Annotated in this window: 22 protein-coding genes; 7 read left to right on the top strand and 15 right to left on the bottom strand. The window is 66.5% G+C overall.

Going from position 1 to position 24,777, the window contains the following annotated elements:
- Positions 1-71: 71 nt before the first annotated feature.
- The 3 genes from ACTQ49_RS07480 to ACTQ49_RS07470 are packed head-to-tail and all read right to left on the bottom strand — an operon-like array spanning position 72 to position 2,646.
- Positions 72-806, bottom strand: coding sequence for a helix-turn-helix transcriptional regulator (locus ACTQ49_RS07480; RefSeq protein WP_441827223.1), 735 nt, complete (start codon positions 804-806; stop codon positions 72-74).
- Positions 807-815: 9 nt separating this feature from the next.
- Positions 816-1,637 (bottom strand): hypothetical protein, encoded by an 822-nt coding sequence (locus tag ACTQ49_RS07475; protein WP_441827222.1) that lies wholly within the window; start codon positions 1,635-1,637, stop codon positions 816-818.
- 4 nt (positions 1,638-1,641) lie between these two features.
- Positions 1,642-2,646, bottom strand: coding sequence for a DUF4192 family protein (locus ACTQ49_RS07470; RefSeq protein WP_441827221.1), 1,005 nt, complete (start codon positions 2,644-2,646; stop codon positions 1,642-1,644).
- 141 nt (positions 2,647-2,787) lie between these two features.
- Between ACTQ49_RS07470 and ACTQ49_RS07465 the strand changes: the two genes are divergently transcribed.
- The gene (locus ACTQ49_RS07465; RefSeq protein WP_441827220.1) at positions 2,788-3,447 is read left to right on the top strand and encodes a hypothetical protein; all 660 of its coding nucleotides are present in this window, start codon (positions 2,788-2,790) and stop codon (positions 3,445-3,447) included.
- A 47-nt stretch (positions 3,448-3,494) separates the two neighbouring features.
- Here the strand turns inward: ACTQ49_RS07465 and ACTQ49_RS07460 are convergent, their stop codons facing one another.
- Entirely contained in the window at positions 3,495-4,463 is a 969-nt protein-coding gene (locus ACTQ49_RS07460) for a L,D-transpeptidase family protein (RefSeq protein WP_441827219.1), read from the bottom strand.
- A 404-nt stretch (positions 4,464-4,867) separates the two neighbouring features.
- On the opposite strand from ACTQ49_RS07460, the gene ACTQ49_RS07455 reads away from it, so the two are divergent.
- Both ACTQ49_RS07455 and ACTQ49_RS07450 read left to right on the top strand, forming a co-directional pair.
- Positions 4,868-5,650: an ABC transporter ATP-binding protein gene (locus tag ACTQ49_RS07455; RefSeq protein ID WP_441827218.1), complete on the top strand. Its 783-nt coding sequence runs from the start codon at positions 4,868-4,870 to the stop codon at positions 5,648-5,650.
- Between the two features lie 5 nt (positions 5,651-5,655).
- Positions 5,656-8,256, top strand: coding sequence for an ABC transporter permease (locus ACTQ49_RS07450; protein WP_441827217.1), 2,601 nt, complete (start codon positions 5,656-5,658; stop codon positions 8,254-8,256).
- Between the two features lie 76 nt (positions 8,257-8,332).
- On the opposite strand, the gene ACTQ49_RS07445 is transcribed toward ACTQ49_RS07450, so the two are convergent.
- The 11 genes from ACTQ49_RS07445 to ACTQ49_RS07395 all read right to left on the bottom strand — a co-directional run bounded on the left by ACTQ49_RS07445 (position 8,333) and on the right by ACTQ49_RS07395 (position 20,468).
- Positions 8,333-9,244 (bottom strand): 3-methyladenine DNA glycosylase, encoded by a 912-nt coding sequence (locus tag ACTQ49_RS07445; protein WP_441827216.1) that lies wholly within the window; start codon positions 9,242-9,244, stop codon positions 8,333-8,335.
- Positions 9,245-10,951, bottom strand: coding sequence for an NAD-dependent malic enzyme (locus ACTQ49_RS07440; RefSeq protein WP_441827215.1), 1,707 nt, complete (start codon positions 10,949-10,951; stop codon positions 9,245-9,247).
- Positions 10,952-11,044: 93 nt separating this feature from the next.
- On the bottom strand, positions 11,045-12,001 hold the full coding sequence (locus ACTQ49_RS07435; protein ID WP_441827214.1) for an L-lactate dehydrogenase: 957 nt from the start codon (positions 11,999-12,001) through the stop codon (positions 11,045-11,047).
- Positions 12,002-12,034: 33 nt separating this feature from the next.
- Complete coding sequence (gene aroB / locus ACTQ49_RS07430) at positions 12,035-13,132, bottom strand: 3-dehydroquinate synthase (protein WP_441827213.1); 1,098 nt, start codon at positions 13,130-13,132, stop codon at positions 12,035-12,037.
- The gene (locus ACTQ49_RS07425) at positions 13,132-13,686 is read right to left on the bottom strand and encodes a shikimate kinase (RefSeq protein ID WP_441827212.1); all 555 of its coding nucleotides are present in this window, start codon (positions 13,684-13,686) and stop codon (positions 13,132-13,134) included. The genes aroB and ACTQ49_RS07425 overlap by 1 nt, the downstream gene beginning before the upstream one ends.
- Positions 13,679-14,872: a chorismate synthase gene (gene aroC, locus ACTQ49_RS07420; protein WP_441827211.1), complete on the bottom strand. Its 1,194-nt coding sequence runs from the start codon at positions 14,870-14,872 to the stop codon at positions 13,679-13,681. The genes ACTQ49_RS07425 and aroC overlap by 8 nt, the downstream gene beginning before the upstream one ends.
- 13 nt (positions 14,873-14,885) lie before the next feature.
- Entirely contained in the window at positions 14,886-15,707 is an 822-nt protein-coding gene (locus ACTQ49_RS07415) for a shikimate dehydrogenase family protein (RefSeq protein WP_441827210.1), read from the bottom strand.
- Complete coding sequence (gene mltG / locus ACTQ49_RS07410; RefSeq protein WP_441827209.1) at positions 15,704-16,828, bottom strand: endolytic transglycosylase MltG; 1,125 nt, start codon at positions 16,826-16,828, stop codon at positions 15,704-15,706. Before mltG ends, ACTQ49_RS07415 begins: the two co-directional genes overlap by 4 nt.
- Entirely contained in the window at positions 16,825-17,289 is a 465-nt protein-coding gene (gene ruvX, locus ACTQ49_RS07405) for a Holliday junction resolvase RuvX (protein ID WP_441827208.1), read from the bottom strand. The genes mltG and ruvX overlap by 4 nt, the downstream gene beginning before the upstream one ends.
- Positions 17,290-17,292: 3 nt before the next feature.
- Positions 17,293-19,977, bottom strand: coding sequence for an alanine--tRNA ligase (gene alaS / locus ACTQ49_RS07400; protein ID WP_441827207.1), 2,685 nt, complete (start codon positions 19,975-19,977; stop codon positions 17,293-17,295).
- On the bottom strand, positions 19,977-20,468 hold the full coding sequence (locus ACTQ49_RS07395) for a DUF948 domain-containing protein (protein ID WP_441827206.1): 492 nt from the start codon (positions 20,466-20,468) through the stop codon (positions 19,977-19,979). Before ACTQ49_RS07395 ends, alaS begins: the two co-directional genes overlap by 1 nt.
- A 135-nt stretch (positions 20,469-20,603) precedes the next feature.
- Here ACTQ49_RS07395 and ACTQ49_RS07390 point away from each other — a divergent pair, with 135 nt between their 5' ends.
- The 4 genes from ACTQ49_RS07390 to ACTQ49_RS07375 all read left to right on the top strand — a co-directional run bounded on the left by ACTQ49_RS07390 (position 20,604) and on the right by ACTQ49_RS07375 (position 24,696).
- Positions 20,604-21,803 (top strand): YihY/virulence factor BrkB family protein, encoded by a 1,200-nt coding sequence (locus ACTQ49_RS07390; RefSeq protein ID WP_441827205.1) that lies wholly within the window; start codon positions 20,604-20,606, stop codon positions 21,801-21,803.
- 270 nt (positions 21,804-22,073) lie between these two features.
- The gene (locus ACTQ49_RS07385; RefSeq protein ID WP_441827204.1) at positions 22,074-22,970 is read left to right on the top strand and encodes an ABC transporter substrate-binding protein; all 897 of its coding nucleotides are present in this window, start codon (positions 22,074-22,076) and stop codon (positions 22,968-22,970) included.
- Positions 22,967-23,878, top strand: a complete 912-nt coding sequence (locus ACTQ49_RS07380) for an amino acid ABC transporter permease (protein ID WP_441827203.1) — start codon at positions 22,967-22,969, stop codon at positions 23,876-23,878. Before ACTQ49_RS07385 ends, ACTQ49_RS07380 begins: the two co-directional genes overlap by 4 nt.
- Positions 23,879-23,901: 23 nt before the next feature.
- A complete protein-coding gene (locus ACTQ49_RS07375) occupies positions 23,902-24,696 on the top strand; it encodes an amino acid ABC transporter ATP-binding protein (RefSeq protein ID WP_441827308.1) in 795 nt (264 codons plus the stop codon).
- The last annotated feature ends 81 nt before the right edge of the window (positions 24,697-24,777 follow it).

Genomic DNA, 24,777 nt, shown 5'->3' with positions numbered 1-24,777 from the left:
CCAAACCATTAACACTGAACATAACGTGTTAAACGGTAGCTGGTGACCGTGGCGGCCCCACCGCCGGCCCCTCAGGCGACGGAGTCCTCGACACCCCCTGCTGGCCTGTTCTCCGGACGCTCGATGGTGGCTGCCTCGTCAGAGGCAGGGCTCGCCAGGGCCCCGACGCGCAGGATGCACCCTGTTTCATGTGCCATGGGCAGGAGCTCGACATCCTCTGAGTCCGCACCGGCCCGCTCCAGCAGCGACTGGACGAAACCCAGGTGGACCGTGCACACCACGTCTGGGTGCAGCCTGGCTGCGGCCAGGATGGGGCAGCTGCGCAGGACGACGGTGCCATCCGCCTCCGGACCGGTTGGGTCGAATCCGAGCCGCGCCACGTGACCGTGGATCTCCTCAACCTTGAGCGCGCCGTCGGACATTGCTGTTCGTTGGCCCCAGGATCGACCGGCAGAGCGGGCGATCTCGTGGGAGTCCGGCATCGATGCGATCTGTTCGGCGAGAACCTCGGTCAGCAGTTCGTAGTCACGTGCCACGTCCTGGGTGGCACTGGTGGCCCGATACATCAGCGCGGGCCGGCCACGTCCAGTCGGTAAGGATGCCTCTCGGGCGACGAGTCCCTGCGCCAGCAACGAGTCAAGGTGCTCGCGAACCGTGTTCGGGTGAAGGTGGAACTGATCAGCGATCTCCCGAACGGAGCAGAGCCGACCGCTGGAGCGTACGGCCTCGAGCACCGCGGCTCGCGCTGTCGACATGGACAGCGCCGTGGGGATCTCCGGGGGCCCCGCCGGACCTTGGACAGACATGTGCCAAGTTTACAAGAGGTGCCCTGTGGAAATTTCTCCGGTCCCCCTTACAGGCTCAGCCAGCGCCTTGTCTTCTCGCCGCGGGCTCAGGGCATCTTCAAGGGCCGCCGGGCAGGACGCATAGCGGCGCAGGAAGTCCGCCACGAACTCCTCGCTCAGGCGATTCGGATCCATGCTGGTCCGCGACACGTGCACGACGCGACCGTCTGCCTTGATGGCCTCGACGTAGTGGGGCCAGACCACCACCACCAGTGCGATCCCATACGCCTCTGCCCAGCAGCGCGCGAGCTCCCTGAGGTCCTCCTCGGCCAGCGGGTCGAGGCCCCCCAGAAGCCCGAGGGACACGTGGTGGGTCATCACCAGACCACCGGCTCCACCGACCACGTGGAGCAGGCGATCGAGCTCTTCCCAGAGGTCTTCGGGCGGCCCGTCGAGGTGGTCGAGGGTGAGGTCGCAGGAGATCGTCGCCTCCGTCCCTGACAACCGCCCCAGCACGGCTGAATGACCCGGTTCCCCGAGTGCCACTGGACCACTGACGTGCAGCCAGTCGTCTTCTGACAGCCTTGGTGGCTCTGGACGGCGCCAGCCCAACATCGCCTCGCTGGTGGCGCCCTCAGTACGGACGCACCACTCGCTGCCCACCCCGGCGTCCGCCAGCAGCTCGAGAGCCCTGGCTGCCACGTGGTCCTGACCGAGTCTGGCGACGAAATGTGTCGACGCTCCGCGTTCCGCCAGAGCCATGGCTACTCCAAGGCTTCCGGTGGCCCGTTTCGGCGCCTCGCATTCCAGGACGTCCATGTCCCCCACCACGCCGCAGACGACGAATCGCATGCCCTCACGCTACCCGGCCGGATTCCGCACTCTCCATGCCGACCCCGAAGACCTCTCGGGCGCGAACCTCCTCCCACGCTGACGGGGGAACGGCCTCACGGTTGATCCCGTCCAGGCAGGCGAGCAGGTCGCTTCGATCGCCCAGGGCATGAGCTCGTTCGATCGCCGCGACGAGGATGGCTCCATTTCCGTTGAGCCACGCCGCGAAGGCCAACATCAACAGGGGCCCTGCAGCCCATCGGGCGGGAGCACAGGAGACCACCCCCGCCCAGACGGCGTATGCCTTCTGGGCATTGCGACGCCCCAGCGCCAGACAGAGATCGTCTCGCGTGAGCTCGTCGGAGCTGAGAACGCCCAGCCTCGCGAGTTCCTCCTCTCGCCAGTCCTGGTGTGCGGATGTCATGAGCCGCAGTTGCAGATGTCGCGCCTCGGCCTGCCAACCGTTCCAGTCGACGCCCCGAAGCTCGTCCTGCTCGGCGTCGAACAGCGCCTCCTGCACCTCAGCCTCCTCCGCGGCCGGTCCCTGGACCACGGCGACCCGCAGGGCCCGGCTCTCGCTTCGCTCCAGACCCGCCACCACCGCTTGGGCCACCACCGGTGAATGTTCCAGCTCCGAACGCGAACCTCCGTGCCCGGCGCCGGGACCCGTCCGTGAGTGCCACCGCTGCGGCCCGACGTGAACCGAGTCCAGCACCTGTTCCGGTCCGATCCAGACCTCGGCCAGGGCCAGCGCATCATCCGCGGTGGCATCCGAGCCGGACCAACAGGCCAGCAGCACCATCGGATGCTCGAAGCGGTCAACGGCCGCCACCAGGGACTTTCCTGCCTGTTCTGGAGCCATGAGGGCCGAGAGGGGCAACGCCCCAGTCAGGACGACGCGTCCGTCATCGACGACCATGAAGACGAGTTGTTCCGCAGGCTCGTAACCCAACAGGTAGGGGGCCAGGGCCAGGAAGTCGGGTGTGTCCTTCAGACGCAGTCGCGTGACCGCGAGGTGGTTTTCGCTCATGCACCTGCAGTGTCCAAATCCGCCGGCGCAGATGTTCACCTGTCCACAGATCGTTACGCCTGACGCCATGAGGACGAACTGTGGACAACTCGCTGCGCCAGCCGCCGACCCCACCAGCGGGCTGGGTACTGTGGTGACACCATGAGCCAGCAGCCCCCACCTCGAGATCCTCGGATGCCGTTCGGATCGCCCGCACAGCGCGATCCCCACCAGCCCTTCGGTCAGCAGAGCCTGCCCCGGACGAGCGCGGAGCAGTTCGCACCGCCACCCCCGAGTCGCCGCCCGCTGTGGCTCTCCCTCGGGGTCCTGGCCCTGGTCGCCATGCTGATCGCACTGGCCTTCAGGATGGGTTCCAGCGCAGGCGACGATGACCCGCTGGCCATGTCCACCCCCAGCGCCACGGTCGAGGTCTCCCCCGACCCCGGCCAGACGGTCGGCTCCCGCGAAACTCCCGCGACCGGCGCTCGCAGCTCCATTCCCTTCACCAATGCCGGGGATGGCAGCGCCGGAACCTTTCGAATCCTGCGCCACCGGTGGACACCACAGGGGCTCGTCCTCACCGTTCAGGTGAGCCTCGACAGGGGATCCCAGCGACTCGGATTCTTCGCCCTGGACAATGGACCGACCGCACGACAGTTCAACCCGTCGCGTCATGGCGACGACGATCTTGAGGGTCGCAGCATCACCGCCGGGGAGACCGTGACGGGGACCGTCTTCTTCGCCAAGCAGCCCGGCGACACCACGGTCTTCCTCTCCGGCAGTTCGGGACGACAGGTTGCGGCCCTCACCGTCGAGGGCTGAGGCAACCTGCCCTCCACGCGGGCCCTGACAGGTCCGCCGCCGAGAACTCAGCGATAGACGATCACCTTGTCACCCGGCTGTGCCTGGTCGAAAAGTGCCGCCACGGCGTCGTAGTTGCGAACATTGACGCATCCGTGGGAGGCACCGTTGTACCCTCGCGCGGCGAAGTCTGCCGAATAGTGCACGGCCTGACCGCCCGAGAAGAACAGCGCGAACGGCATCTTGGTGTGGTACAGCGTACTGACGTGGTCCCGGGACTTGAAGTTGACCTGGAAACTGCCCTCGCGGGTGGGTGTCAGCTCCGATCCGAAACGGACATCCATGGTGGAGCGAACCTGACCGTCCACCACCCAGCTCAAGGTGCGGGTGGCCTTCGAGATGCAGATGGCACGGCCCGTCATGCAGCGTGGGTCCAGCTTCGGGGTCTCCACCTTCGGTTGGACATTGTCCAACTCGTCCTTGGTGGGTTTGCGAGTCATCCCGTTGAGCAGATCCCGGGTCCGGGCATCGACCTCGCCCGTGACCGGGATCCCGCGTTTGGTCTGGAAGGCCTTGACGGCCTCAGCCGTGGTGGGACCGTAGTTCTCGGTCACCTTCCCCGAGAACCAGCCGATCTGCTTCAGGCGCGCCTGCAGGTCCTTCACCAGGTCGCCCTTGGCCCCTTCCTTCAACAGGGCCGGCCCCGGGCGCAGGATGTTGTACATCTCGTCGTGCGTGGGCTTCTTGGTTCGCTCGACGAGCGCCTGCCAGGTCGGATCATCGACAGCACCGGTGGTGGGCAGGCCTCGCTTGGCCTGGAAGCCGCGGACCGCGGCCACCGTCGCCTCTCCGTAACGGCCCGTGGTCTTGCCCTCCAACCATCCGAGCTGCTGAAGCCGGTGCTGCAGCTCCCGGACGCCGTCGCCCTCATCGCCCTGCTTGAAGCGGGCAGGCAGCGCTGGAGTGGCGGTGGGGGTGGCGCTCGGCGTGTGCGTGACCGTCGCGGTGGGTGTGGCCGTCGGCAATGTGGACGTCATGGAGGAAGGGGTCGGTGAGGCGCTCACCGAAGGATGGGCCGAGGTACTCGACGATTGTCTGGTGGCGCCGCTCGACGGCGCCGTGGACTGCTCACTGGCACCGGGCACCGCGTCCGGCGGCGTCTTTGCGCAGGCAACCAGACCGGACAGACACAGGACGGACAGCGCAGCGCTGATGTGCTTCGGGGGAATCACCGTGCTCCTTTTGCATGAACCAGCCGGCGGGGGCCGACTGCAACCCGGACAGCTTAGGGGTGCCGCGGCTGTCATGTCATGCATCATGCATCGATCCCTCAGGGCTCCCTCCGGCTGACGGTCAGGGAAACATCCGGGTGTCAAGCCGCCCGCCTCACCCTTTTGGCTGGTGCGATGGGTGTCAAGACCACCTCGAGAAGGACACCGCGATGAGCACCGCAGCTGCCACAGCCCACCACCTCGTCAAGACCTATGGAAAGGGGGATGCGCAGGTCAAGGCACTCGACGATGTCAGCGTCGAGGTGTTCCCCGGCCAGCTCACCGCCGTCATGGGCCCCTCCGGTTCCGGCAAGTCGACCCTGATGCACTGCATGGCAGGCCTGGACCGTCCAACCTCCGGTCGCGCCCTGATCGGCGAGACCGATGTCGCCTCCCTCAAGGATGCAGAACTCACCCGCCTGCGTCGTGATCGGATCGGATTCATCTTCCAGCAGTTCAACCTCGTCCCCACGCTGACCGCCCGTGAGAACATCCTCCTCCCCTTGGCGATCGCCGGGCGCAAGCCCGACCAGGACTGGTATGACCAGGTCATCTCGGCCGTCAATCTCGAGGACCGTCTCGGTCACAAGCCGTCGGAGCTGTCCGGTGGCCAGCAGCAGCGTGTGGCCTGCGCTCGCGCGCTCGTCGGCCGTCCGAGCATCGTCTTCGCCGATGAACCCACCGGCAACCTCGACTCCACCAGCGCCACCGAGGTCCTGGGCTTCCTGCGTCGCAGTGTCGAGGAGTTCGGGCAGACCGTCGTGATGGTCACCCATGATCCGGTCAGCGCCTCCTATGCCGATCGTGCCCTCTTCCTCGCCGACGGCCGCATCGTCGACGACATCCCCGATCCCACCCATGAGCAGGTCCTGGAGACGATGGGACGCCTCGACCCACGTCGCACCCGCCAACAGCTCGACGCCACCCATCGCCTCGAGACCCGAGAGGCCTGATCACGATGTGGAAGGCAACATTCACCTCACTGTGGAGTCGCAAGCTTCGCCTCGCGATGTCGATGCTCGCGATCATCCTGGGCGTCTCGTTCGTCTCCGGCTCGATGATCTTCGGCGACATGATGACCGGCTCCTTCGACCAGATCGTCAGTGGCACCGTCTCCGACGTCGATGTCGTCAAGAAGACCGACGAAGCGGTCACGGACGGGGCCGCCAACACGAGCAAACTGGACGACGCCGTGGCAGCCAAGATCAAGGCCGTCGATGGCGTGTCCGAGGTAGGGGGTTCCGTCTATGGAATGGACGCGATCCTCATCGGCAAGAATGGCAAGGCCCTGACCAGCTTCGGCCCGCCCCAGATGGGTTTCAGCTGGATCGATCTTCCCGCCCTGAAGGGCAACAAGGGCGGCAACATCATCGAGGGTCGTGAACCCCGCTCGGGCGACGAGGTGGTGGTTGATCCCCAGTCCCTCAAGAAGTCCGGGTACCAGGTGGGTGACCGAGCAAAGGTGATCACGCCCACCAAGGGGACCCTCCAGTTCACGATCGTCGGCACCGGAACCTTCGGCGAGGGCAGTTCCGCCGGCGCCAGCTATGTCTTCTTCACGACGGAACGCGCGCAGGAGATCTTCCTGGACGGGTCTCCCAGCTACAGCTCCTTCTGGGTCGTCACCACGCCCGAGGCCGACCGCGCAGCCGTGGCCAGCCAGATCCAGAAGGTTCTGCCCCGGGGATACGAGGCCAAGGACGGACAACTGGTGGCCGACGAGACGAGCGGGTCGATTGGCGACGCGCTCAAGTTCGTCAATGCCTTCCCCCTGGTCTTCGCAGGCATCTCGCTGCTCGTGGCCACCTTCCTGATCGTGAACACGTTCACGATCCTGGTGGCCCAACGCTCCAGGGAGCTGGCCCTCTTCCGAGCGATGGGCGCCAGCAAGCGCCAGCTGCGTCAGACCGTCCTGGCAGAAGCCTTCATCGTGGGTCTGGTCAGCTCCGTCATCGGACTGTTCCTGGGAGTCGGCATCGCCGTGCTGATCAAGCAGGGCATGGCAGCCGGCGGTTGGGACCTGGGCAGCGCCCCAATCACGCTGGGCCTCCCGGCCATCGTCGCGTCCCTGCTCACGGGAACCGTGGTCACCGTGCTCGCCGCCCTGGGCCCGGCGCGACGTGCCACCCGGATCTCCCCCATCGAGGCGATGACCGCAGCTCGCACCGAGACTGACCAGGGCCTCGGGCGACGAGCCGTCGTGGGAGTGGTCCTGGCCCTCCTCGGTGTGGTCGGCATCCTCCTCGGCTTGTTCACCGAGGTGCCACAGCCCGTTGTGTGGTCGGGCCTGGGCATGGCCCTGGCCATGGTCGGGGTCGCCATCGCGTCGCCCCTGGTGGGACGACCCGTCGTCTGGGCGGTCAGTCGCATCAACCGGGTGGTCTTCGGCGAGATCGGCAAACTGGCCGAACTGAACTCCATCCGCCAGCCCCGAAGGACAGCCGCGACGGCCTCGGCCCTGATGGTGGGTCTCACCCTGGTCTCCATGCTCGCCATCTTCGGCAGTTCCGCGACCAGATCGGTCACCGCCCAGATCGAGAACACCGTGCGCGGCAACTACCTCATCGGCCAACAGGGATTCAAGGAGTTCCCGTTGGCCGTCCGGGAGAAGATCGGCAAGGTCGACTCCGTGGACAAGGTCCACGCCATGAAGATCGGCACCTTCCTGGAGATCCCGGATGGACGGTCGATGCCGACGCCCGAGGCCTTCAACGATGTCACCGGCCGGTACTGGGTCGCGCTGGGCGGAATGGAACTGGAATCGGTGAACAAGATCTTCCCGCAGCAGATCGTGCAGGGTCGGATGTTCACCGGCGAGGGCGAGATGGTCGTCGCGGAAGAGACCGCGAAGGAGGAGGGCATCCAACTGGGTCACACCCAGAAGCTCTTCGCACCCGAATCCCAACGGATCGTGGACGTGAAGGTGGTGGGAATCTACTCCCCCGGCGACGGCCAGACCATCATGGACAAGTGGGTCTCCACCAAGACGCTCACCGATGCGGGACTCGGGCAGAAGGACGCCTTCCTGGCCATCTACCTGAAGCCAGGGGCCGACACGGCTACCGCCCGCGCCGACCTCGACCAGGCATTGTCGGACATGCCCTTGGTCAGCGTCATGGACGTCTCGGAGTACACCGACACGATCCTGCAGAATGTCGACCGGACCATGGCCGTGCTCTACGCCCTGCTGGCGCTCAGCGTTCTGATCGCCGTGCTGGGCATCGTCAACACGCTGGGCCTGAGCATCGTCGAACGGACCCGGGAGATCGGACTCCTGCGGGCAATCGCCCTGACCCGAGCCCAGGTACGCCGGATGATCACCCTTGAGTCAGTGGTGATCGCCCTGCTGGGCGCCGTGGTCGGCGTCGGTCTTGGAACGGTCTTCGGCATCGTCCTGCAGCGCCTGATGGCCGATGACGGGATCAACATGCTGTCCATTCCCTGGGGGCAACTGGCCCTGTTCGTCGTGGCCGCCGGAGTCGTCGGTGTGCTGGCCGCCGTCTGGCCCGCCCATCGCGCGGCCAGCACCGATGTCCTGCGCGCCATCGCGAGCGAATAGCGCCACGGCAGGCTCTCGGCCGCGTCGACGAACATTGGCCCGTCCCCTCGTCGTGGGGGACGGGCCAATGCCGTGCTCAGCGAGCGGTGGACCCCTCCCGACCTACCACCAGTGCGGGATCTTCCCGCAGGACGGTGTTCACCAGGGCGAGCAACCGCTCACGCAGTACCTCGGCGCGCTGTGCGAAGGCGCGCTGGTGCCGGACATATTCGGCACGTCCCGCTGCGGTCTCCACGGGCACCGCGGGATAGCCCCAGTCGGAGAGGTCGTAGGCGCTCGCGCGCATGTCCATCTCCCGGATGTCCCGCGCCAGCACGAAGGTGTCCAGCAAGAGGGCCGAATCCACCATCGGAACCAGCTTGCTCGCCCATTTGTAGAGGTCCATGTTCGCGTGCAGGCATGCGGGCTGGTCCAGCTCGGGCTGGAGTTCCCGCGTGGGCTGCAGCTCGTTCAGGGGCTCGGCGTCGGGCGTGAAGAAGCGAAAGGCGTCGAAGTGGCTGCATCGCAGCCCAACCTCCTCCACCACCTTCGCAATACGCTCCGGCGGGAAACGCAAGGGCAGGTAGGCGTGGCGGGTCTGCCCCGGCTCAAGGTGGTAGACCATCGCCCACTCGTGCATGCCGAAGCACCCGAACCGTGACGGATTGCTCGCGGTCCGGGAGAGCAGTGTCTGGATCCACTCCACCGTGGAGCGTCGACGGCTGAGGAAGGCCACCCCGTCGGCCCAGGAGACTCCACCGTCGTGCTGGTAGAACCTCCGCCCCGCGTACTCGCCCCCGAGGTCTTCCAGTGCCTGCCCCACGCCGGGATGCCAGGCGATCAGCTCGCCCGGACGCAGGTTGTAGTAGTCGAAGAGGAAGTCCTCCACGGGGTGGCGCTCACCCTTGCGGCGCCGTTCCTGCACGCCTGCCAGCAGCTTCCCGGCGCGTTCCCGATGCGTGTCTGCCAACTCGTGCCAGACATCGCTCGGCAGTACTGTCGCTGCCACTCAGACAACCTCCACCCGCGGGTAGTCGGGCTGCCACATGCGCTCGTGGATGTCCTGGACCAAGTTGTCCAGATCGACGGTGGCCAGTCCCTCGGACATCGCCTGCTTGGCCACGGCGATGGCCACGCGCGCGGAGACAGCCCTCAACCTGTCGATGCCGGGGAGCAAGGAGGCGCCCTTCTTCTTCGACGCGGCAACCTTGGCCACGGCCTCCGCCGCAGCCAGGATCATGGCATCGCTGACCCTCGTCGCTCGGCTCGCGGCCACACCAAGACCCAGTCCCGGGAAGACCAGGGCATTGTTGGCCTGCGCAATCTCGTGCGTTGTGCCGCCATGCCGCACGGGGGCAAAGGGCGAACCAGTGGCAATCAGCGCCTTGCCGTCGGTCCACTCCAGCAGGTCGGCAGGTTGTGCCTCTGCCTTCTTCGTCGGATTGGACAGGGGCATGATGATCGGGTGCTCGCAGTGGGCCGCCATCTCACGCACGAGTGACTCGTCGAAGGCACCTGGCTGCGCCGAGGTCCCGATGATGATCGTCGGGTGCACATTGCGCACGACGTCGGCCAGTCCCACCGTCGACGGGTCATCCAGCCGCCAGCCTTGCAGCTCCTCCGCCCCGCGAGCATAGGGCTCCTGGAAGTCACGCATCGTGATGCCCTCGCGCAACAGGCCCCGGGAACCCAGCCCCCAGAAGCAGGCCAGCGCCTGCTCGCGTGGAATGCCCCGATTCACCATGCGCTGCACCAGCAGATCTGCGATGCCGATGCCCGCCGTCCCGGCCCCGTGCACCACGATGCGCTGGTCCACGAGCCGCTGTCCCTGGCGCCTGACAGCGCTCAGGATGGCCGCCACGACGACGGCTGCCGTGCCCTGGATGTCATCGTTGAAGGTGCAGACCTCATCGCGGTACCGATCCAGGATGCGGTGTGCATTGCTGGCCCCGAAGTCCTCCCAGTGGATCATGGCGTGCGGGTAGAGCTCCGTGACTGCCCGGACGAAACGATCGATGAAGGCGTCGTAGACGTCGCCGCGCACCCGGGCATGACGGTAGCCGAGATAGCTCTCGTCGTTGAGCAGGTCGATGTTGTCCGTACCGACGTCCAGCACAACAGGAATCGCCCGGCTCGGATGGATGCCCGCGGCAGCCGTGTACACGCCGAGCTTGCCGACGGCGATGGCCACGCCGCCGACGCCCTGGTCCCCGATGCCCAGGATGCCCTCGGAATCGGTCACGACCACCAGGTCGACGTCTTCCGCAGCATGCCCATAGGAGCGCAGGGCGGGCTCGATGCCATCTGGGTCGGCGATGGACAGAAAGACACCGCGTGGCCGGTGGAACCAGTGGCTGTAGGTCTCGATCGCCTTGCCGACCGTGGGTGTGTAGACGATGGGCAGCATCTCGTCGAGGTGCTCCATCAGCAGTCGGTGGAAGAGCGTCTCATTGCGGTCCAGCATCGTGTTCAGGTACACGTACTTGGCCAGGTCGTCCGGCTCCCCGCGGAACTGCGCGTAGACCCGCTTGAGCTGCTGGTCCATGGTCGTCACCGTGGTGGGCAGCAGACCATTGATGTTCAGGTCGATCCGCTGCTCTCGAGTGAAGGCCGTGCCGAAGTTCGACAGTGGATTGGTCAGTACTTCACGTCCACGAGCGCCGATCCGTAGCGTGTAGGTTCCGTCCGACGCCCTGACATAGCTGAAGTTGGCCATGGGCCAAGCGTATGACCCCGGACTCGGGCGATGGCTGCCGGGCCGACCCGCGGTCCTCGACCATCCCCTGGACTTTCCGGCCGAGGGCGGGTCTCAGTAGCCGAGGGCCGCCAGACTGGTGCGCAGCTGCTCAGCAGAGCGGTGCAGCGACGAGACCTCTGTGGGATCCATCGGGATCTCCAGGACCCGCTCGATGCCAGCCGAGCTGACCAGGGTGGGCAGCGAGAGGGCGACGTCGTGGATGCCGTAGTAGCCGTGCAGGACGCTCGAGAGCGGCAGGGCGGTACGCGTCGGCGAGAGCAGCGCCTCCACCAGCCGAGCGCCTGCCAGGCCAATCGCATAGTTCGTGGCGCCCTTGCCCTCGATCACGTCATAGGCGGCAAAGGCCGCCTCATGGGCCAGCTCTGCGAGCACCTCGTCGGTGAAGACCTTCTTGCCTGCATAGCTCCAGTCACGAATGGGCACCGAGGAGATGTTCGCGCTGGACCAGACCGGGAACTCGCTGTCACCGTGCTCACCGACAATGGTGGCGTGCACATTGCGCTGGGCCACCTTGGTGCGCTGGGCAATCAGATAGCGCAGTCGAGAGGTGTCCAGCATGGTGCCCGTCGAGAAGATCTGCGCGGTCGGCAGACCGCTGATCTTCTGCGCCACGACGGTCAGCACGTCACACGGATTGGTCACCAGCACGTAGAGAGCCTCCGGAGCCTGCTTCAGCAGCTCCGGCATCATCGACTCCATGATCTTGGCATTCGTCGCCGCCAGCTCCAGCCGGGTCTGGCCGGGCTTCTGCTTGGCACCCGCCGTGATCACCACGACGGAGGAGTCCTTCACCACCGAGATGTCGTCGCCGCCCATCACCACTGAATTGGTGAACTGGGTGCCGTGCGCCAGGTCCTTGACCTCGGCCTCCACCTTCTTGGTGGCGATGTCGTACAGGCTCACAACGCTGGCAGATCCGCGAATCAGCGCGGCATAGGCCAGGGACGTGCCCACCGCCCCGGCACCGACGATGGACAGCTTGGACGGGTGACGAGTCGACTTCGGCATGCACCCAGCCTAGACCCGCCACCCGTCGGGCATTCACGACGTCCGTTGAGGGTCCAGCCGGTGCCAGGCCTGCTCGAGGACCTCCTCTGGCGGCGCCTCGATGATGGTCACATCGGCCACGTCCCGCAGCCCCACCAGCCGCAGTGCCGAGCCGCGCGCCTTCTTGTCCAGACTCATGGTGGCGCGCAGGTCACCCCACTCCCCCGCGTTGTAGTGGATGGGAAGACCCACCGAGGCAAGGACACGACGATGACGCTCGACCACCGCGGGATCCAGGCCATGTGTCTGTGCGGCCACTTCTGCCACGAAGACCATCCCGATGGACACAGCCTCACCGTGGCGCCAGGTGAATCGCTGGTACTTCTCGATCGCGTGACCCAGCGTGTGGCCATAGTTCAGGGCTTCTCGGCCGACCTGATCGCCACTGCTCGTCGACTCCCTCAGATCCGCCGAGACCACCTTCGCCTTGACCGCCACCGCGCGTCGCACCAGCTCCGCAAAACGCACACTCGTGACGTCCCGACTCTCCTGCGGATCCTGTTCCACCAGTTCCAGGATGCGCTCGTCGGCGATGAACCCACACTTGATGACCTCCGCGAGGCCGGAGACGACCTCGGCGCTGGGAAGGGTCACCAGCAGGTCCAGGTCACACAGCACCCCACGAGGCTCATGGAAGGCCCCGACGAGATTCTTGCCAGCGTCGATGTTGATGCCGGTCTTGCCACCCACGGCAGCGTCCACCATGGCCAGCACCGTGGTCGGGATGCTGATGAAGTCCACACCTCGCAGCCAGGTGGCGGCCACGAAACCGGCAAGGTCAGTGGTGGCACCGCCGCCCAGACCGATCACCAGGTCATTGCGCGTCATGCCGACAGCAGCCATCTCGTCCCAGCAATCCTGCAGGGTGCCGCCCGTCTTGGCCGCCTCGCCCTCGGGCACCTCGACGGTGTGTGCCTGCAGGCCGCGGTTCGCCACTCGGCTGGCGATCTGCTGGGCACGGTCGGCCATCGCGGCGGGGTGGATGACCACTGCCCGAGAGGCGCCGTCCAGCAGCGACTCCAACCGGTCCAGGACACCGTGTCCGATGTGCACCTCGTAGGGCTTCTCGGCCTGTACGGTCAGGGTCGCCATCACTCCTCCTCCACGTCGAGACCATCGGGCACCCCCGCGTCCAGCCCGAAGCGGGGCAGGAGTTCCCGCACCACCGCGGCGGGCTTCATGCCGTCGGTGTCGAGCTCAAGAGTCGCCACCTCCGCATAGAGCGGCTGCCGCTGACGCATCAGCTTCACCATGGTGGAGTGCACATTGGTCGCCAGCAGCGGCCGGTCATTGCCGGTCAGTCCCACACGTCGGCTGGCCTGCTGGGCGCTGACCTTCAACCAGATGACGAAGCGGTCGCGCAGCGCACTGCGGGTGGTGTCGTCCATCACGGCACCACCGCCCAGGCTGACGACCCCGGGCCGCTGGAGGCATTCCAGGGTGAGGTCACGCTCCAGTTCCCGGAAGGCGGCCTCGCCCTGGGTCAGGAAGATCTCGCTGATCGGCATGCCGGTGCGCTCCTCCACCAGGGCGTCCACGTCGACGAAGTCCGTGCCGAGTGCCCTTGCGAGCCGCTTGCCCACGGTTGACTTGCCGGCACCGGGCGCACCGACCAGCACGATGGTGTCAGGGACCGGGTCAGTCATGGATCTGCAGTCCCCTCTCGGCCACGTCGGCCAGGTAGGCCTGGAGATTGCGTCGGGTTTCGGCCACCGAGTCTCCGCCGAACTTCTCAAGCACCGCCTCGGCCAGCACCAGCGCCACCATCGCCTCGGCCACGACGCCAGCCGCCGGCACCGCGCAAACGTCGCTGCGTTGGTGGTGGGCCCGGGCCTCCTCGCCAGTCGTCACGTCGATGGTCCGCAGCGCCTTGGGGACCGTCGCGATCGGCTTCATCGCCGCCCTGACCCGCAGCACCTCTCCGGTGCTCATGCCTGCCTCCGTGCCACCGGCATGATGGGTGAGCCGCCGGATGCCGTCAGCACCGGGCGCGATCTCGTCGTGGGCCTGTGAACCACGCACCCGCGCCAGCTCGAAGCCGTCGCCCAGCTCCACGCCCTTGATCGCCTGGATACCCATCAGGGCCCCGGCGAGCCGGGCGTCCAGACGACGGTCACCCTGCGAGTGGGAGCCCAGACCCGGGGGCAGTCCCCAGGCCAGCACCTCGACGACGCCGCCCAGCGTGTCACCCTCCTTGTGACAGGCCTCCACCTCCGCCTGCATCGCCGTGCTCGCCTCCGGATCATTGCACCGCAGGGGGTCGGCATCGATCCGGTCCAGATCGTCGATGGTTGGGAAGGTCTGCGGCGCCTTCACCGGACCGAGCTCCACCACATGGCTGAGCACCGTGATGCCGCAGGCCTGCTGCAGGAAGTTCTTCGCCACCTGGCCAATCGCCACACGGGCTGCGGTCTCCCGAGCGCTGGCGCGCTCCAGAAGCGGGCGGGCCTCGTCGAAGGCGTACTTCTGCATGCCGGCAAGGTCTGCGTGGCCGGGGCGGGGACGGGTGAGCTTGGCATTGCGGGCCTGGGCGTCCAGCACCTCCTGGTCCACCACGTCGGGGCTCATCACCTCCGTCCACTTGGGCCATTCGGTGTTGCCCACCATGATCGCCACCGGAGAACCGAGGGTCTCACCGTGACGGAAACCGCCCACCAGGGTCACCTCGTCGGCCTCGAACTTCATCCTGGCGCCGCGTCCGGCCCCCAGACGACGACGGGCGAGGGCCTGGCGGATGTCATCGGTGGACACCTGGACATGGGCCGGGATGCCCTCCATCGTGGCGATCAGGGCCTGGCCATGGGATTCACCGGCGGTGAGGTAGCGCAACATGCGCCCTAGTCTCTCAGAGTCCAGCGCGCCGGTTGAGCTCTTCTTGCCCAGCAGACTTCAACATCTCGAATGCCACCTGACCCCCGGTCATCAAGCGCACCTGTTCGACGGCCTGACCGGCCAACAGGTCGAGTCCACTGAGCACGGTGCGCCGCCGGGCCTCCGCCGCCAGCGCCAGCGCCGAGGGCCAGGGATCGTAGATCGAGTCGAAGAGAACCTGGGTCTGCTCGGCCAGTTCGTTGGCGATGTGGTCCGCCCCGCCCTCCGGCACCGTGGAGACAACGATGTCGCCGGGCACGACGGAAGCCGCCTCCAACGGACGAACGTCACACAGCATGCCGAGCGTCGTGGTGCAGAAGGTCCTGAGACCCTTGGCACGCTCCGGACGGCGCGCCAGCACGGTCACGCGCTCGACGCCAAGTTCGCGCAGGGCAACAGCCGCGGACGTGGCGGTGGCGCCATTGCCGATGATGGTGGCCGAATCGGTCGACTCGATGCCCACCACGGACAGCGCGAGCAGGAAGCCGCCGACGTCGGTATTGCGCACCATGGGCTCAGCCCCGAGGAGGAGTGTGTTGCCGGCACCCACCAGGTCAACGAGCTCGTCCGTGGCACCAAACCGGCGGATCGCCGCCTTGTGCGGCATGGTCACGCTCAGCGCGCGCCATTCGGGTCCCAGGCCGGTGACGAAGGCCTCCAGATCTGCCGGCGCCACGTCGATCGCACGATAGTCCCAGTCGAGCCCCAACTCCCGATAGGCGGCTCGGTGCAGGGCCGGAGACAGCGAGTGACCGGCCGGGTGGCCGATCACTGCGCAGGTGGTTCGAACGGTCACGCCGGGCAACCCGACTTGTCCTTGGCCGTCTTGCACCAGTTCTCCCACTCCGCCACATTCTTGAGGTGTTCGTCGTAGGTCTCGGCGAACTTCGTCTCGCCGGTCTCGTAGTTGACGGTCACCCAGAACTTGTTGTCGCTCTCGACGGGATTGAGCGCGGCCTTGATGGCGGTGGCGCCGGGGGCCCCGATCGGGCCGGGCGGCAGTCCGTAGGAGCGGTAGGTGTTGTACGGGCTGTCCTGCTCCTTGAAGCCCTTCGGCAAGGGCTTGCCCAGAGGCGTGTCGGTGGCGTAGTAGCTGGTCGAGTCAAGCTCCAGACGCTCCCCATTGTCCAACCGGTTGTAGATGATGCCCGCCACCATCGGCATGTCCTTGGCCCTGGCCTCGGCCTCGAGGATCGAGGCAACCGTCATGATCTCCACGGGATCACGGTCCAGTTCCTCGGCACCCTCCTCCAGGTTCAGGTCCTTGGCCACCGTGTTGTACTGCTTGGCCATCAGCGTCAGGATCGACTTGGCCGTGGGCTGCTGACCAATCTCGTAGGTCTGGGGGAAGAGGAAACCCTCCGCGCTCTCAACATACTTCGGCAGCCCCAGGGCCTGCGGATTCTTCGCGGCTGCCTCGAACTGGGCAACCGGGATCTTGGTCTTATTGTTCAGCAGGGCGAACTGGTCCTTCATCCGCAGGGACTCGGGGATCGTGACCTGGTTGCGGACCACGGACTTCGGGTCGAGCAACATCTCCACCGCCTGGGAGGACGAGATCTGGGTGCGCAGCTTGTAGGTGCCCGCCTGGATGCTCTGTGCCTTCTCATTGCGGTTGAAGGCCTTGAGGAAGGCCTTTCGGGACTTGACGACATTCTTGTCCACGAGCTCGCCACCGATCTCGCTACCGCTGGCCCCCTCGGGGATGGTGATCTGTACGTCCTCCACCCCCGCACCGGCGGCGTAGTCCTCGGAGGTCTTCCAGTCGCTGTACGCGGAACTCGCCTTGTCGTAGACGAACCATGACCCGCCCAGAAGAATGGCCAGGCTCAGCAGGACGGCGAAGGCGCTGCGCGCGTGATAGGCGATCTTCTTCCAGTCGCGATTGCCGTCGTTGTCCATGAACAACCCGCTCAAGATTCCTCCGTTGGTGTGGTCGACCCCTCGGCCAGGGCCTGTTCCAGAATGGCAACTGCCGCCATCTGGTCGATCATGCCGCGCCGTTGACGCGAATTCTTGCCTGCCTGAGCTAGCCGCTGGTGTGCGGTTGCGCTCGTGAGCCTTTCGTCCACCAGTGTGACCCGCAAGTCCCCGAATTCCTGGGTCAGACGCTCCGCCACCTCACGCATCGCCTGCGCCGCAATGCCCTCGTCTCCCTGGAGGGAGACCGGCAGCCCCAGCAGGAGCTCGACCGGCTCGTACTCGGCCACCAGATCGCGCAGGCGACGCATCACCTGTGCAGGGTCCTTCGGGGTGTTCTGCACGGTCTCCACCGGGTAGGCCAGGATTCTTTGCGCGTCACAGGCAGCAACGCCGATCCTGGCCTTGCCCCAGTCGAGGGCCAGCAGGACCCCGTACGAAGTGGTCAGAGAGGCCACGGTTCAGCCCCGGAGGCTTGCCTCGATGGCCGCCAGCGCCTGCGGCGCCGCCGTGCCGTCGCTGCCACCACCCTGGGCCAGGTCATCCTTGCCGCCGCCCTTGCCGCCCAGCTTCTCGGCAGCGACGCGCACCAGCGCTCCGGCCTTGGCGCCCTTCTCGCGGGCCGCCGGGCTGGTCGCAACGATCAGCGCCGGCTTCTCGTCCGTTCCGCCGACCAGGGCCACGACGCTGGGAACGTCTCCCAGGCGCCCGCGCAGCTCGGTGGCCAGGTTGCGCAGCTCGTTGCCGCCCACCCCGGCAACCTGCCTGGTCACCACGGTGTAGCCGTTCACGTCATGTGCGCTGGCGAGGATGTCACCGATGCCGGCCATCAGCTGCTGGGCCTTCAGGTCCGCGATCTGCTTCTCCGCGGCCTTGAGGTCTGCCACGAGCTTCTGCACACGGTCGGTGAGCTGCTCGGGTCGGGTCTTGAGGATGTCGGTCAGGCCGTGCACCAGCGCACGCTCCCCCGCCATGTGCTTGAACGCGTCGGTGCTCACCAGCGCCTCGAAACGGCGGGCTCCGGACCCGATGGACTGCTCAGCCAGGATGTCGATCATCCCGATCTGTGCCGTTCCGGCCACATGCGTGCCACCACACAGCTCACGGCTCCAGTTCCCGTCGCCCAGCTCGACCATGCGCACGATCTCCGGGTACTTCTCGCCGAACATCGCCTGCGCCCCACGCGCCCGGGCCTCGGCCAGCGGGAGCTCCGTGGCGCTGAAAGCCAGGTTCTCCACGATCGCCTGGTTGCACCGCTCCTCGATCTCCAGACGCATCGCCTCGCTCATCGACTGCTGGCTGGAGTAGTCGAAACGCAGATATCCGGGCTTGTTGTACGAGCCAGCCTGGGTTGCGGTTGGCCCCACGAGCTCACGCAGGGCCGCGCCCAGGACGTGCGTCGCGGTGTGGGCCTGACAGGCACCCAGCCGGTGCAGGGCGTCCACGGTGGCGCGCACCTGGGCCCCCGCGCCGAAGTCGACCCCCTCGGGCACCTGCACCTTGTGCACCACCAGTCCGGGAACCGGACGCTGCACGTCCAGCACGTCCAGACCGACGCCGTCCACGACGATGGTTCCGGCATCGGAATCCTGGCCACCGGACTCGGCATAGAAGGGGGTCTCCGCGAGCACCAGCTCGACGGTCTGGCCGGCCGTGGCCCGATCCGCCACGTGACCGTCGGCGATGATGCCGCGCAGCGTCGTCGGGAGGTCCAGCTCGGTGTAGCCGAGGAAGGGTGTCTCGCCCTGCTCACGGAGCTGGCGGTAGCCCTCCGTGGAGACGGTACCGCCCTTCTTCGCCTTCGCATCGGCCTTGGCGCGGTTTCGCTGCTCGGCCATCAGGCTCTTGAACTGTTCGACGTCCACGTCGAGGCCCTGCTCGGAGGCCATCTCCAGGGTCAGGTCGATCGGGAAGCCGTAGGTGTCGTGCAGCTGGAAGGCCTTGTCACCGGCCAGCTTGCTCGACCCCGCACCCTTGACGTCGGCCACGGCCATGTCGAAGAGCTGTGTTCCCTGGGTGAGAGTGCGACGGAAGGACTCCTCCTCATTGGTGGCCACCGGGAGCACGCGGCTCCACTGGTCGGTCACGTCCGGGTAGGAGACCTCCATCAGAGTCTTGGAGACCTCGAGCAGCGTCGGCAGCACCGGCTCGGTGACACCCAGCAGACGCATGGACCGCACCGAGCGGCGCAGCAGCCGTCGCAGGACATAACCGCGAGCCTCATTGCCGGGCGTGACACCGTCGGTCATCAGCATCAGCGAGGAGCGGACGTGGTCGCCCACCACGCGCAGACGGACGTCGTCCTCGGCATCCTTGCCATAGGTCTTGCCGGCCATCTCCGCGGCACGTTCGATGACGGGGAAGACCTCGTCGATCTCGTACATGTTGTTCTTGCCCTGCAAGAGGTAGGCGATGCGTTCCAGGCCCGCGCCGGTGTCGATGTTCTGGGTGGGCAGCTGACGGGCGATGTCGAAGTCATCCTTGGCACGCACTGCCGAGAGATCCTCCTGCTGGAAGACCAGATTCCAGATCTCCAGGAAGCGATCCTCGTCGGCCTCGGGACCCCCGTCGGCGCCGAACTCGGGACCACGGTCGATGTAGATCTCAGAGCAGGGACCACCCGGACCCGGGACGCCCATGTTCCAGTAGTTGTCCTTGAGACTGCGGCCCTGGATGTGCTCGCGTGGGATGCCCGCTTCGAGCCAGTACTCGATGGCCTCCTTGTCGCCGTCGGGGTAGTCCGGGTGGAATCCGGGCCCCAGCACCGTCACCCAGACCTTTGCCGGGTCGAATCCCAGGCCGCCATTGTGCTGCTCCGAAGTGACCAGTTCCCACGCGTACTGGATGGCCTCCTTCTTGAAGTAGTCACCGAAGGAGAAGTTGCCCAGCATCTGGAAGAAGGTTCCGTGGCGGGTGGTCTTGCCCACCTCCTCGATGTCCAGGGTGCGGACACACTTCTGGTTGCTCACCGCTCGCTTCCAGGGAGCCGGCTCCTCGCCGGTGAAGAAGGGCTTGAAGGGGACCATGCCGGCATTGACGAAGAGCAGCGTGGGGTCGTTGTAGAGCAGCGAGGCGCTGGGCACGACGGCGTGCTCCTTGCCTACGAAGAAGTCGAGGTAACGACGACCGATCTCAGCGGCTTTCATCAAAGTTGTCCTTGCTCGTGGTCCAGATCATGTTCTGAGGTGCGGCCCAGACTATCGGGTGCATCCGACGCTCCCTGCGCTGCGAGTGCCCTGGGGTCCTGCGGGTCTCGCCGGGGGCGACGCTGCTGCACCCGTCGCCCGACATCTCGTGCGGCCGTCGCCGTACGGCCCATCACCTCGGCCGTCTTCACCAGCGGTGTGCTGACCACCGTGGAGACGCTGGCGACCTGCTCGGTCATGGTGGTGGCATTGTGGCTCATCTTCGCCAGCTCCTCGGTGACCAGGCTCAGCCGGGCAATCTCCTCCGTGGTGGTGCTCACGGTGCCCTTCAGCTCGTCCAGGATCGGCGTGGTCCCGTCCCCCAGCTTGCGCACCGCCAGCCGCAGCTCGTCCATCACACCGCCCAGCTTCCAGAGCGGGATGGCGCTCAAGGCCACGAAGACCACTGCCGCGGCGGCTGCAACCAGACCCGCGATCTCACCCCAGGTCATCTGCCCACCACCTCACCAACCGTCCACCGCGGACGGCCTCTCGACCGCGGCAACCCTACTGCACCGTTCAATCCGTCCTGAGCGAAACTGCGGCTGCGGACAGCGTGTCCGGTCGTTGCCACGGCTACTGTGACGATGAATTCCAGCGGCCGTGGCCCGTCGTCACGCGCCGGCCGCACCAGCACACCGGAGGCCACCATGACCGACGAGAACCTCAACCACGAGACGAAGAGGAAGCACGACGACGCGCCTTCCCCGGACCATCCGAAGAAGCCGTCCTCGCCTCCGGAGATCACCAAGCCCGGATGGAAGTTCACCTTCAAGAATGCGCTTCGAGAATTCCAGGCGGACGGCTGCACCGATCTGGGTGCTGCCCTGACCTACTTCAGCGTCCTCGCGCTCTTCCCCGGCCTGCTTGCGATCGTCTCCATGCTCGCCCTGTTCGGCCAGTCCGAGGGAGGCATCCAGGCGCTCCTGGACGTCGTGGGGCAACTCGCCCCGGCGGACGCGATGCAGCAGATCGAAGGCCCGCTGAAGCAGATGGTGAACTCGCGTGGAACCGGTCTGGCGCTGTTCATCGGTCTCGCCTCCGCACTCTGGTCGGCCTCCGGCTATGTGGGCGCCTTCGGACGGGCCATGAACAAGGTGTACGAGGTCGAAGAGGGCCGCCCGATGGTGAAGCTGCGCGGCACCAATCTGGCCATCACCCTCTTCCTGGTGCTCTCGGCCGCCCTGATGCTGGTGGCGCTGGTGGTCTCCGGCCCCGTGGCCGAGGCGATCGGGAGCGTCGTCGGTCTGGGCAGCACCGCCGTCACCGTCTGGGGCTGGGCCAAGTGGCCGGTGATGCTGGCGCTGGTCATCCTCATGATTGCCGTGCTCTACCACTTCACCCCCAATGTGCGTCAGCCCAAGTTCCGCTGGCTCTCGGTGGGCGCGGGTGTTGCCCTGCTGGTCTGGCTGCTCGCCTCCGGCGCCTTCGCCCTCTACGTGACCAATGCCGGCAACTACTCCAAGACCTACGGCGCCCTGGCCGGCGTCATCGTGATGCTGCTGTGGATCTACCTCACGAATCTGGCCCTGCTGTTCGGCGCCCAGGTTGATGCCGAGCTGGAGCGGGCCCGCCAGCTGCAGGCTGGGATCCGCGCCGAGGAGAGCCTGCAGCTCCCGCCCCGCGACGACACCGGCATCATCAAGGCCGAGGGGAAGGAGGCCGAGGCCGTCGCCGAGGCCCGCGCCATCCGCCTGCAGGCCAGCGGTGATCCCGACGCCATCGCCGAGCGCCGACGCAAGGACGCCGGCAAGAAGCAGCTGGACGAGGACGGTTTCGTGGAGTGAGCCGACTCCTGCCCGAGGTAGCGTCAGGATGAGGCCCCAGACAGCGTCAGGATGAGGCCGACTGCCTGCCCACGTGGGCCCCACCCGGATCCGGGTGGGGCCCACGTCATTCTGCAAGCCCCTCCGTTGTCCAGCAGTCGGCGTCCAGCAACCGGCACTGCACACCCGAGCCGGGCGTGCCTCCTGACCGTCCATGGTGGACACGTTTGGCGCCGAAGATTTTGCGGTGGGAGAATGTCTCGTCTGTCTCGATTCGGGAGGAATTCGCGCATGAAGCGTCCGTTCGGGGTGTCGGTGCTCGCCGCCACCATCGGCACCGCACTGCTTGCCAGTGGCTGTGCAACCAACCTGAGTGGCTCCGGGCTGCCCACCACCTCGGCGGAGCAGAACCTGCCGCCCGTCGAGGCAAGCCAGGAGCTCTTTGACAAGCTGCCTGCAGGGGTGCGCGCCCGCAAGACCATCACCGTGGGCACCAGCCCCAACTACAAGCCCGTCGAATTCCTCGAGGGTTCGAAGGTCAGTGGCCTGGACGTGGACCTGTTCAATGCCGCCGCCGCCCGGATGGGCGTGAGCGTGCAGTGGAAGGAGAGCCCCTTCGACCAGATCCTGATCGGTATCCAGGCCAAGAAGTACGACGCCGGTGTCTCCGCCTTCACCGTCACGCCGGAGCGAACCAAGACGGTGAACATGGTCAGCTACCTCAACGCCGGTTCCCTGTGGGTGGTGCAGAAGGGCAACCCGAAGCAGGTGACGCCGAACGAGCCGCCGTGCGGCCGCACCGTCGCCGTCCAGATCGGCGTCGTGCAGGAGATGGAGATGAAGGCAATGCAGGCCAAGTGCGGCTCGAGGAAGATCAATCTGCTGAGCTTCACCGACCAGGGCGAGGCCACCACGGCCCTGATCAGCGGACGCGCCGACATGATGGCTGCCGACTCCCCCATCAGCCTGTACGCCATCAAGATGTCCGGCGACACCCTCGAGCCGCTCGGCGAGAGCTATGACACCGCCCCCTACGGCATCGTCCTGCGCAAGGACCAGCCCGAGTTCGCGGAAGCGGTCCGTCAGGCCTACGACGACCTCAAGGCATCGGGACACTACGACCAGATCCTGGCCACCTGGAACCAGACCGACGGTGCCATCGACGCATTCGAGGTGAACCCGTCATGAGCAGCACCAGCCCCGAGCAGGTCGAGGTCATCCCCGTCCGCCATCCCTGGCGCACCGTCGCGGCGGTCGTCGTCGGACTCGCCCTGGTGATGATCGTCCACCAGCTGATCACCAACCCGGCCTTCGACTGGCTCTTCACCCTGGACGCCATGCGTCAGGTCCCGGTTGCCAAGGGCTTCTGGCTCGGCGTGATCATGGTCACCATCGGTGCCATGATCCTGGGCGTGGTCGGCGGCATCCTGCTGGCCATCATGCGGATGAGCGAGAACAAGCTGCTCAGCGGCGTCGCCTTCGCCTATGCCTGGTTCTTCCGATCCATCCCACGCTATGTGCTGCTCTCGATCCTGGGTGCCGCCGGCGCCTTCTTCCCCGACGGCGTGGGCATCGGCATCCCCTATGACCGCGAGATCATGGCGCTGTTCGGCATCGACGGGACGCTGCGAATCGCCACCCTGGACGCCAATCGCCTGTTCACCGGCTACCTGGGCGCCATCCTGGGTCTGGCCATGAGCGAGGCCGCCTACTTCAGCGAGATCGCCCGATCCGGCATCATCAGCGTCGACAAGGGGCAGATGGAAGCTGCCACGGCCCTGGGCATGACCCGTGGGCAGGCCATGCGTCGCATCATCCTCCCGCAGGCGATGCGCGTGATCATCCCCCCGATGGGCAACGAGACCATCGCCATGTTCAAGGACACGTCGCTGCTGATCGCCCTCCCCTTGGCGGGCGAGATGCTCTACCAGCTGCGCAGCATCGGCACGAACTACTACAAGATGATCCCGGTCTACATGGCGGCCAGCCTCTACTACCTGATCACCACGACCATCCTGATGATCGGCCAGAGCTGGCTGGAGAAGCGCTTCGGCCGCGGCCACGCACCCCTCAACTACACCGGAGGCGACCACTGATGAGCACCCCAGCAAATCCCCCCGTGACCGTGGACACGGGCTCCGCCACCAAGGCCGACGTGCAGGTGCGCGCCGTCGACGTCCGCAAGTCCTTCGGCTCGCTGGAGGTGCTCAAGGGCATCAACCTCGAGGTCGATCGCGGTGAGGTGGTCTGCCTGCTGGGCCCGTCCGGTTCCGGCAAGACCACCTTCCTGCGGCTGATCAACCAGATGGAGACCATCACCGCGGGCCGCATCTACGTCGATGGCGAGCTGATCGGCATCGAGGAGCGCGACGGCAAGCTCTACCAGCGCACTGACAAGGACATCGCCCGGCAGCGCTCCAGCATCGGCATGGTCTTCCAGCGCTTCAACCTGTTCCCGCACAAGACAGTGCTGGAGAACATCACTGAAGCCCCGATCGTGGTGAAGAAGGTCGCCAGGCCCCAGGCCGAGGCCCGCGCCCGCGAGCTACTGGCCCAGGTGGGCCTTGCAGACCGCGAAAGCTCCTATCCGAGCCACCTGTCCGGCGGTCAGCAACAGCGCGTCGCCATCGCCCGGGCGCTGGCCATGGAGCCCGACCTGATGCTCTTCGACGAGCCGACCAGCGCACTGGACCCGGAGCTCGTGGGCGAGGTGCTGACCGTGATGAAGGACCTCGCGGCCAAGGGCATGACAATGATCGTGGTCACCCACGAGATCGCCTTCGCCCGGGAGGTGGCGGACCGCGTGATCTTCATGGACGGCGGCGTGGTGGTCGAGCAGGGACCGGCAAGCCAGGTCATCGACCATCCTCGCGAGGAACGCACCAAGGCCTTCCTGGGTCGCGTCAAGCACTGACGCCCCCCGCAGAGGGTCGCGGACGAGGCAGAGTGTGGGGGGGGGGGGGGGGGGGGGGGGGGGGGGGGGGGGGGCGGGCGG

It is taken from the genome of Luteococcus sp. Sow4_B9 (assembly GCF_052116585.1).
Classification (GTDB): Bacteria; Actinomycetota; Actinomycetes; order Propionibacteriales; family Propionibacteriaceae; genus Luteococcus.
The sequence above is the reverse complement of the archived record's forward strand: the minus strand, read 5'-3'. Positions and strand labels throughout refer to the sequence as shown.

What these genes read in the sequence shown, in the direction of transcription:
- aroB (WP_441827213.1), bottom strand. Translation starts at nt 13,132, where the DNA reads ATGGCGACCCTGACCGTACAGGCCGAGAAGCCCTACGAGGTGCACATC.
- ACTQ49_RS07455 (WP_441827218.1), top strand. Translation starts at nt 4,868, where the DNA reads ATGAGCACCGCAGCTGCCACAGCCCACCACCTCGTCAAGACCTATGGA.
- ACTQ49_RS07380 (WP_441827203.1), top strand. Translation starts at nt 22,967, where the DNA reads ATGAGCAGCACCAGCCCCGAGCAGGTCGAGGTCATCCCCGTCCGCCAT.
- ACTQ49_RS07480 (WP_441827223.1), bottom strand. Translation starts at nt 806, where the DNA reads ATGTCTGTCCAAGGTCCGGCGGGGCCCCCGGAGATCCCCACGGCGCTG.
- ACTQ49_RS07460 (WP_441827219.1), bottom strand. Translation starts at nt 4,463, where the DNA reads ATGACGTCCACATTGCCGACGGCCACACCCACCGCGACGGTCACGCAC.
- ACTQ49_RS07385 (WP_441827204.1), top strand. Translation starts at nt 22,074, where the DNA reads ATGAAGCGTCCGTTCGGGGTGTCGGTGCTCGCCGCCACCATCGGCACC.
- ACTQ49_RS07390 (WP_441827205.1), top strand. Translation starts at nt 20,604, where the DNA reads ATGAATTCCAGCGGCCGTGGCCCGTCGTCACGCGCCGGCCGCACCAGC.
- ACTQ49_RS07465 (WP_441827220.1), top strand. Translation starts at nt 2,788, where the DNA reads ATGAGCCAGCAGCCCCCACCTCGAGATCCTCGGATGCCGTTCGGATCG.
- ACTQ49_RS07440 (WP_441827215.1), bottom strand. Translation starts at nt 10,951, where the DNA reads ATGGCCAACTTCAGCTATGTCAGGGCGTCGGACGGAACCTACACGCTA.
- ACTQ49_RS07470 (WP_441827221.1), bottom strand. Translation starts at nt 2,646, where the DNA reads ATGAGCGAAAACCACCTCGCGGTCACGCGACTGCGTCTGAAGGACACA.
- aroC (WP_441827211.1), bottom strand. Translation starts at nt 14,872, where the DNA reads ATGTTGCGCTACCTCACCGCCGGTGAATCCCATGGCCAGGCCCTGATC.
- ACTQ49_RS07425 (WP_441827212.1), bottom strand. Translation starts at nt 13,686, where the DNA reads ATGACTGACCCGGTCCCTGACACCATCGTGCTGGTCGGTGCGCCCGGT.
- ACTQ49_RS07435 (WP_441827214.1), bottom strand. Translation starts at nt 12,001, where the DNA reads ATGCCGAAGTCGACTCGTCACCCGTCCAAGCTGTCCATCGTCGGTGCC.
- alaS (WP_441827207.1), bottom strand. Translation starts at nt 19,977, where the DNA reads ATGAAAGCCGCTGAGATCGGTCGTCGTTACCTCGACTTCTTCGTAGGC.
- ACTQ49_RS07475 (WP_441827222.1), bottom strand. Translation starts at nt 1,637, where the DNA reads ATGCGATTCGTCGTCTGCGGCGTGGTGGGGGACATGGACGTCCTGGAA.
- ACTQ49_RS07395 (WP_441827206.1), bottom strand. Translation starts at nt 20,468, where the DNA reads ATGACCTGGGGTGAGATCGCGGGTCTGGTTGCAGCCGCCGCGGCAGTG.
- ACTQ49_RS07450 (WP_441827217.1), top strand. Translation starts at nt 5,656, where the DNA reads ATGTGGAAGGCAACATTCACCTCACTGTGGAGTCGCAAGCTTCGCCTC.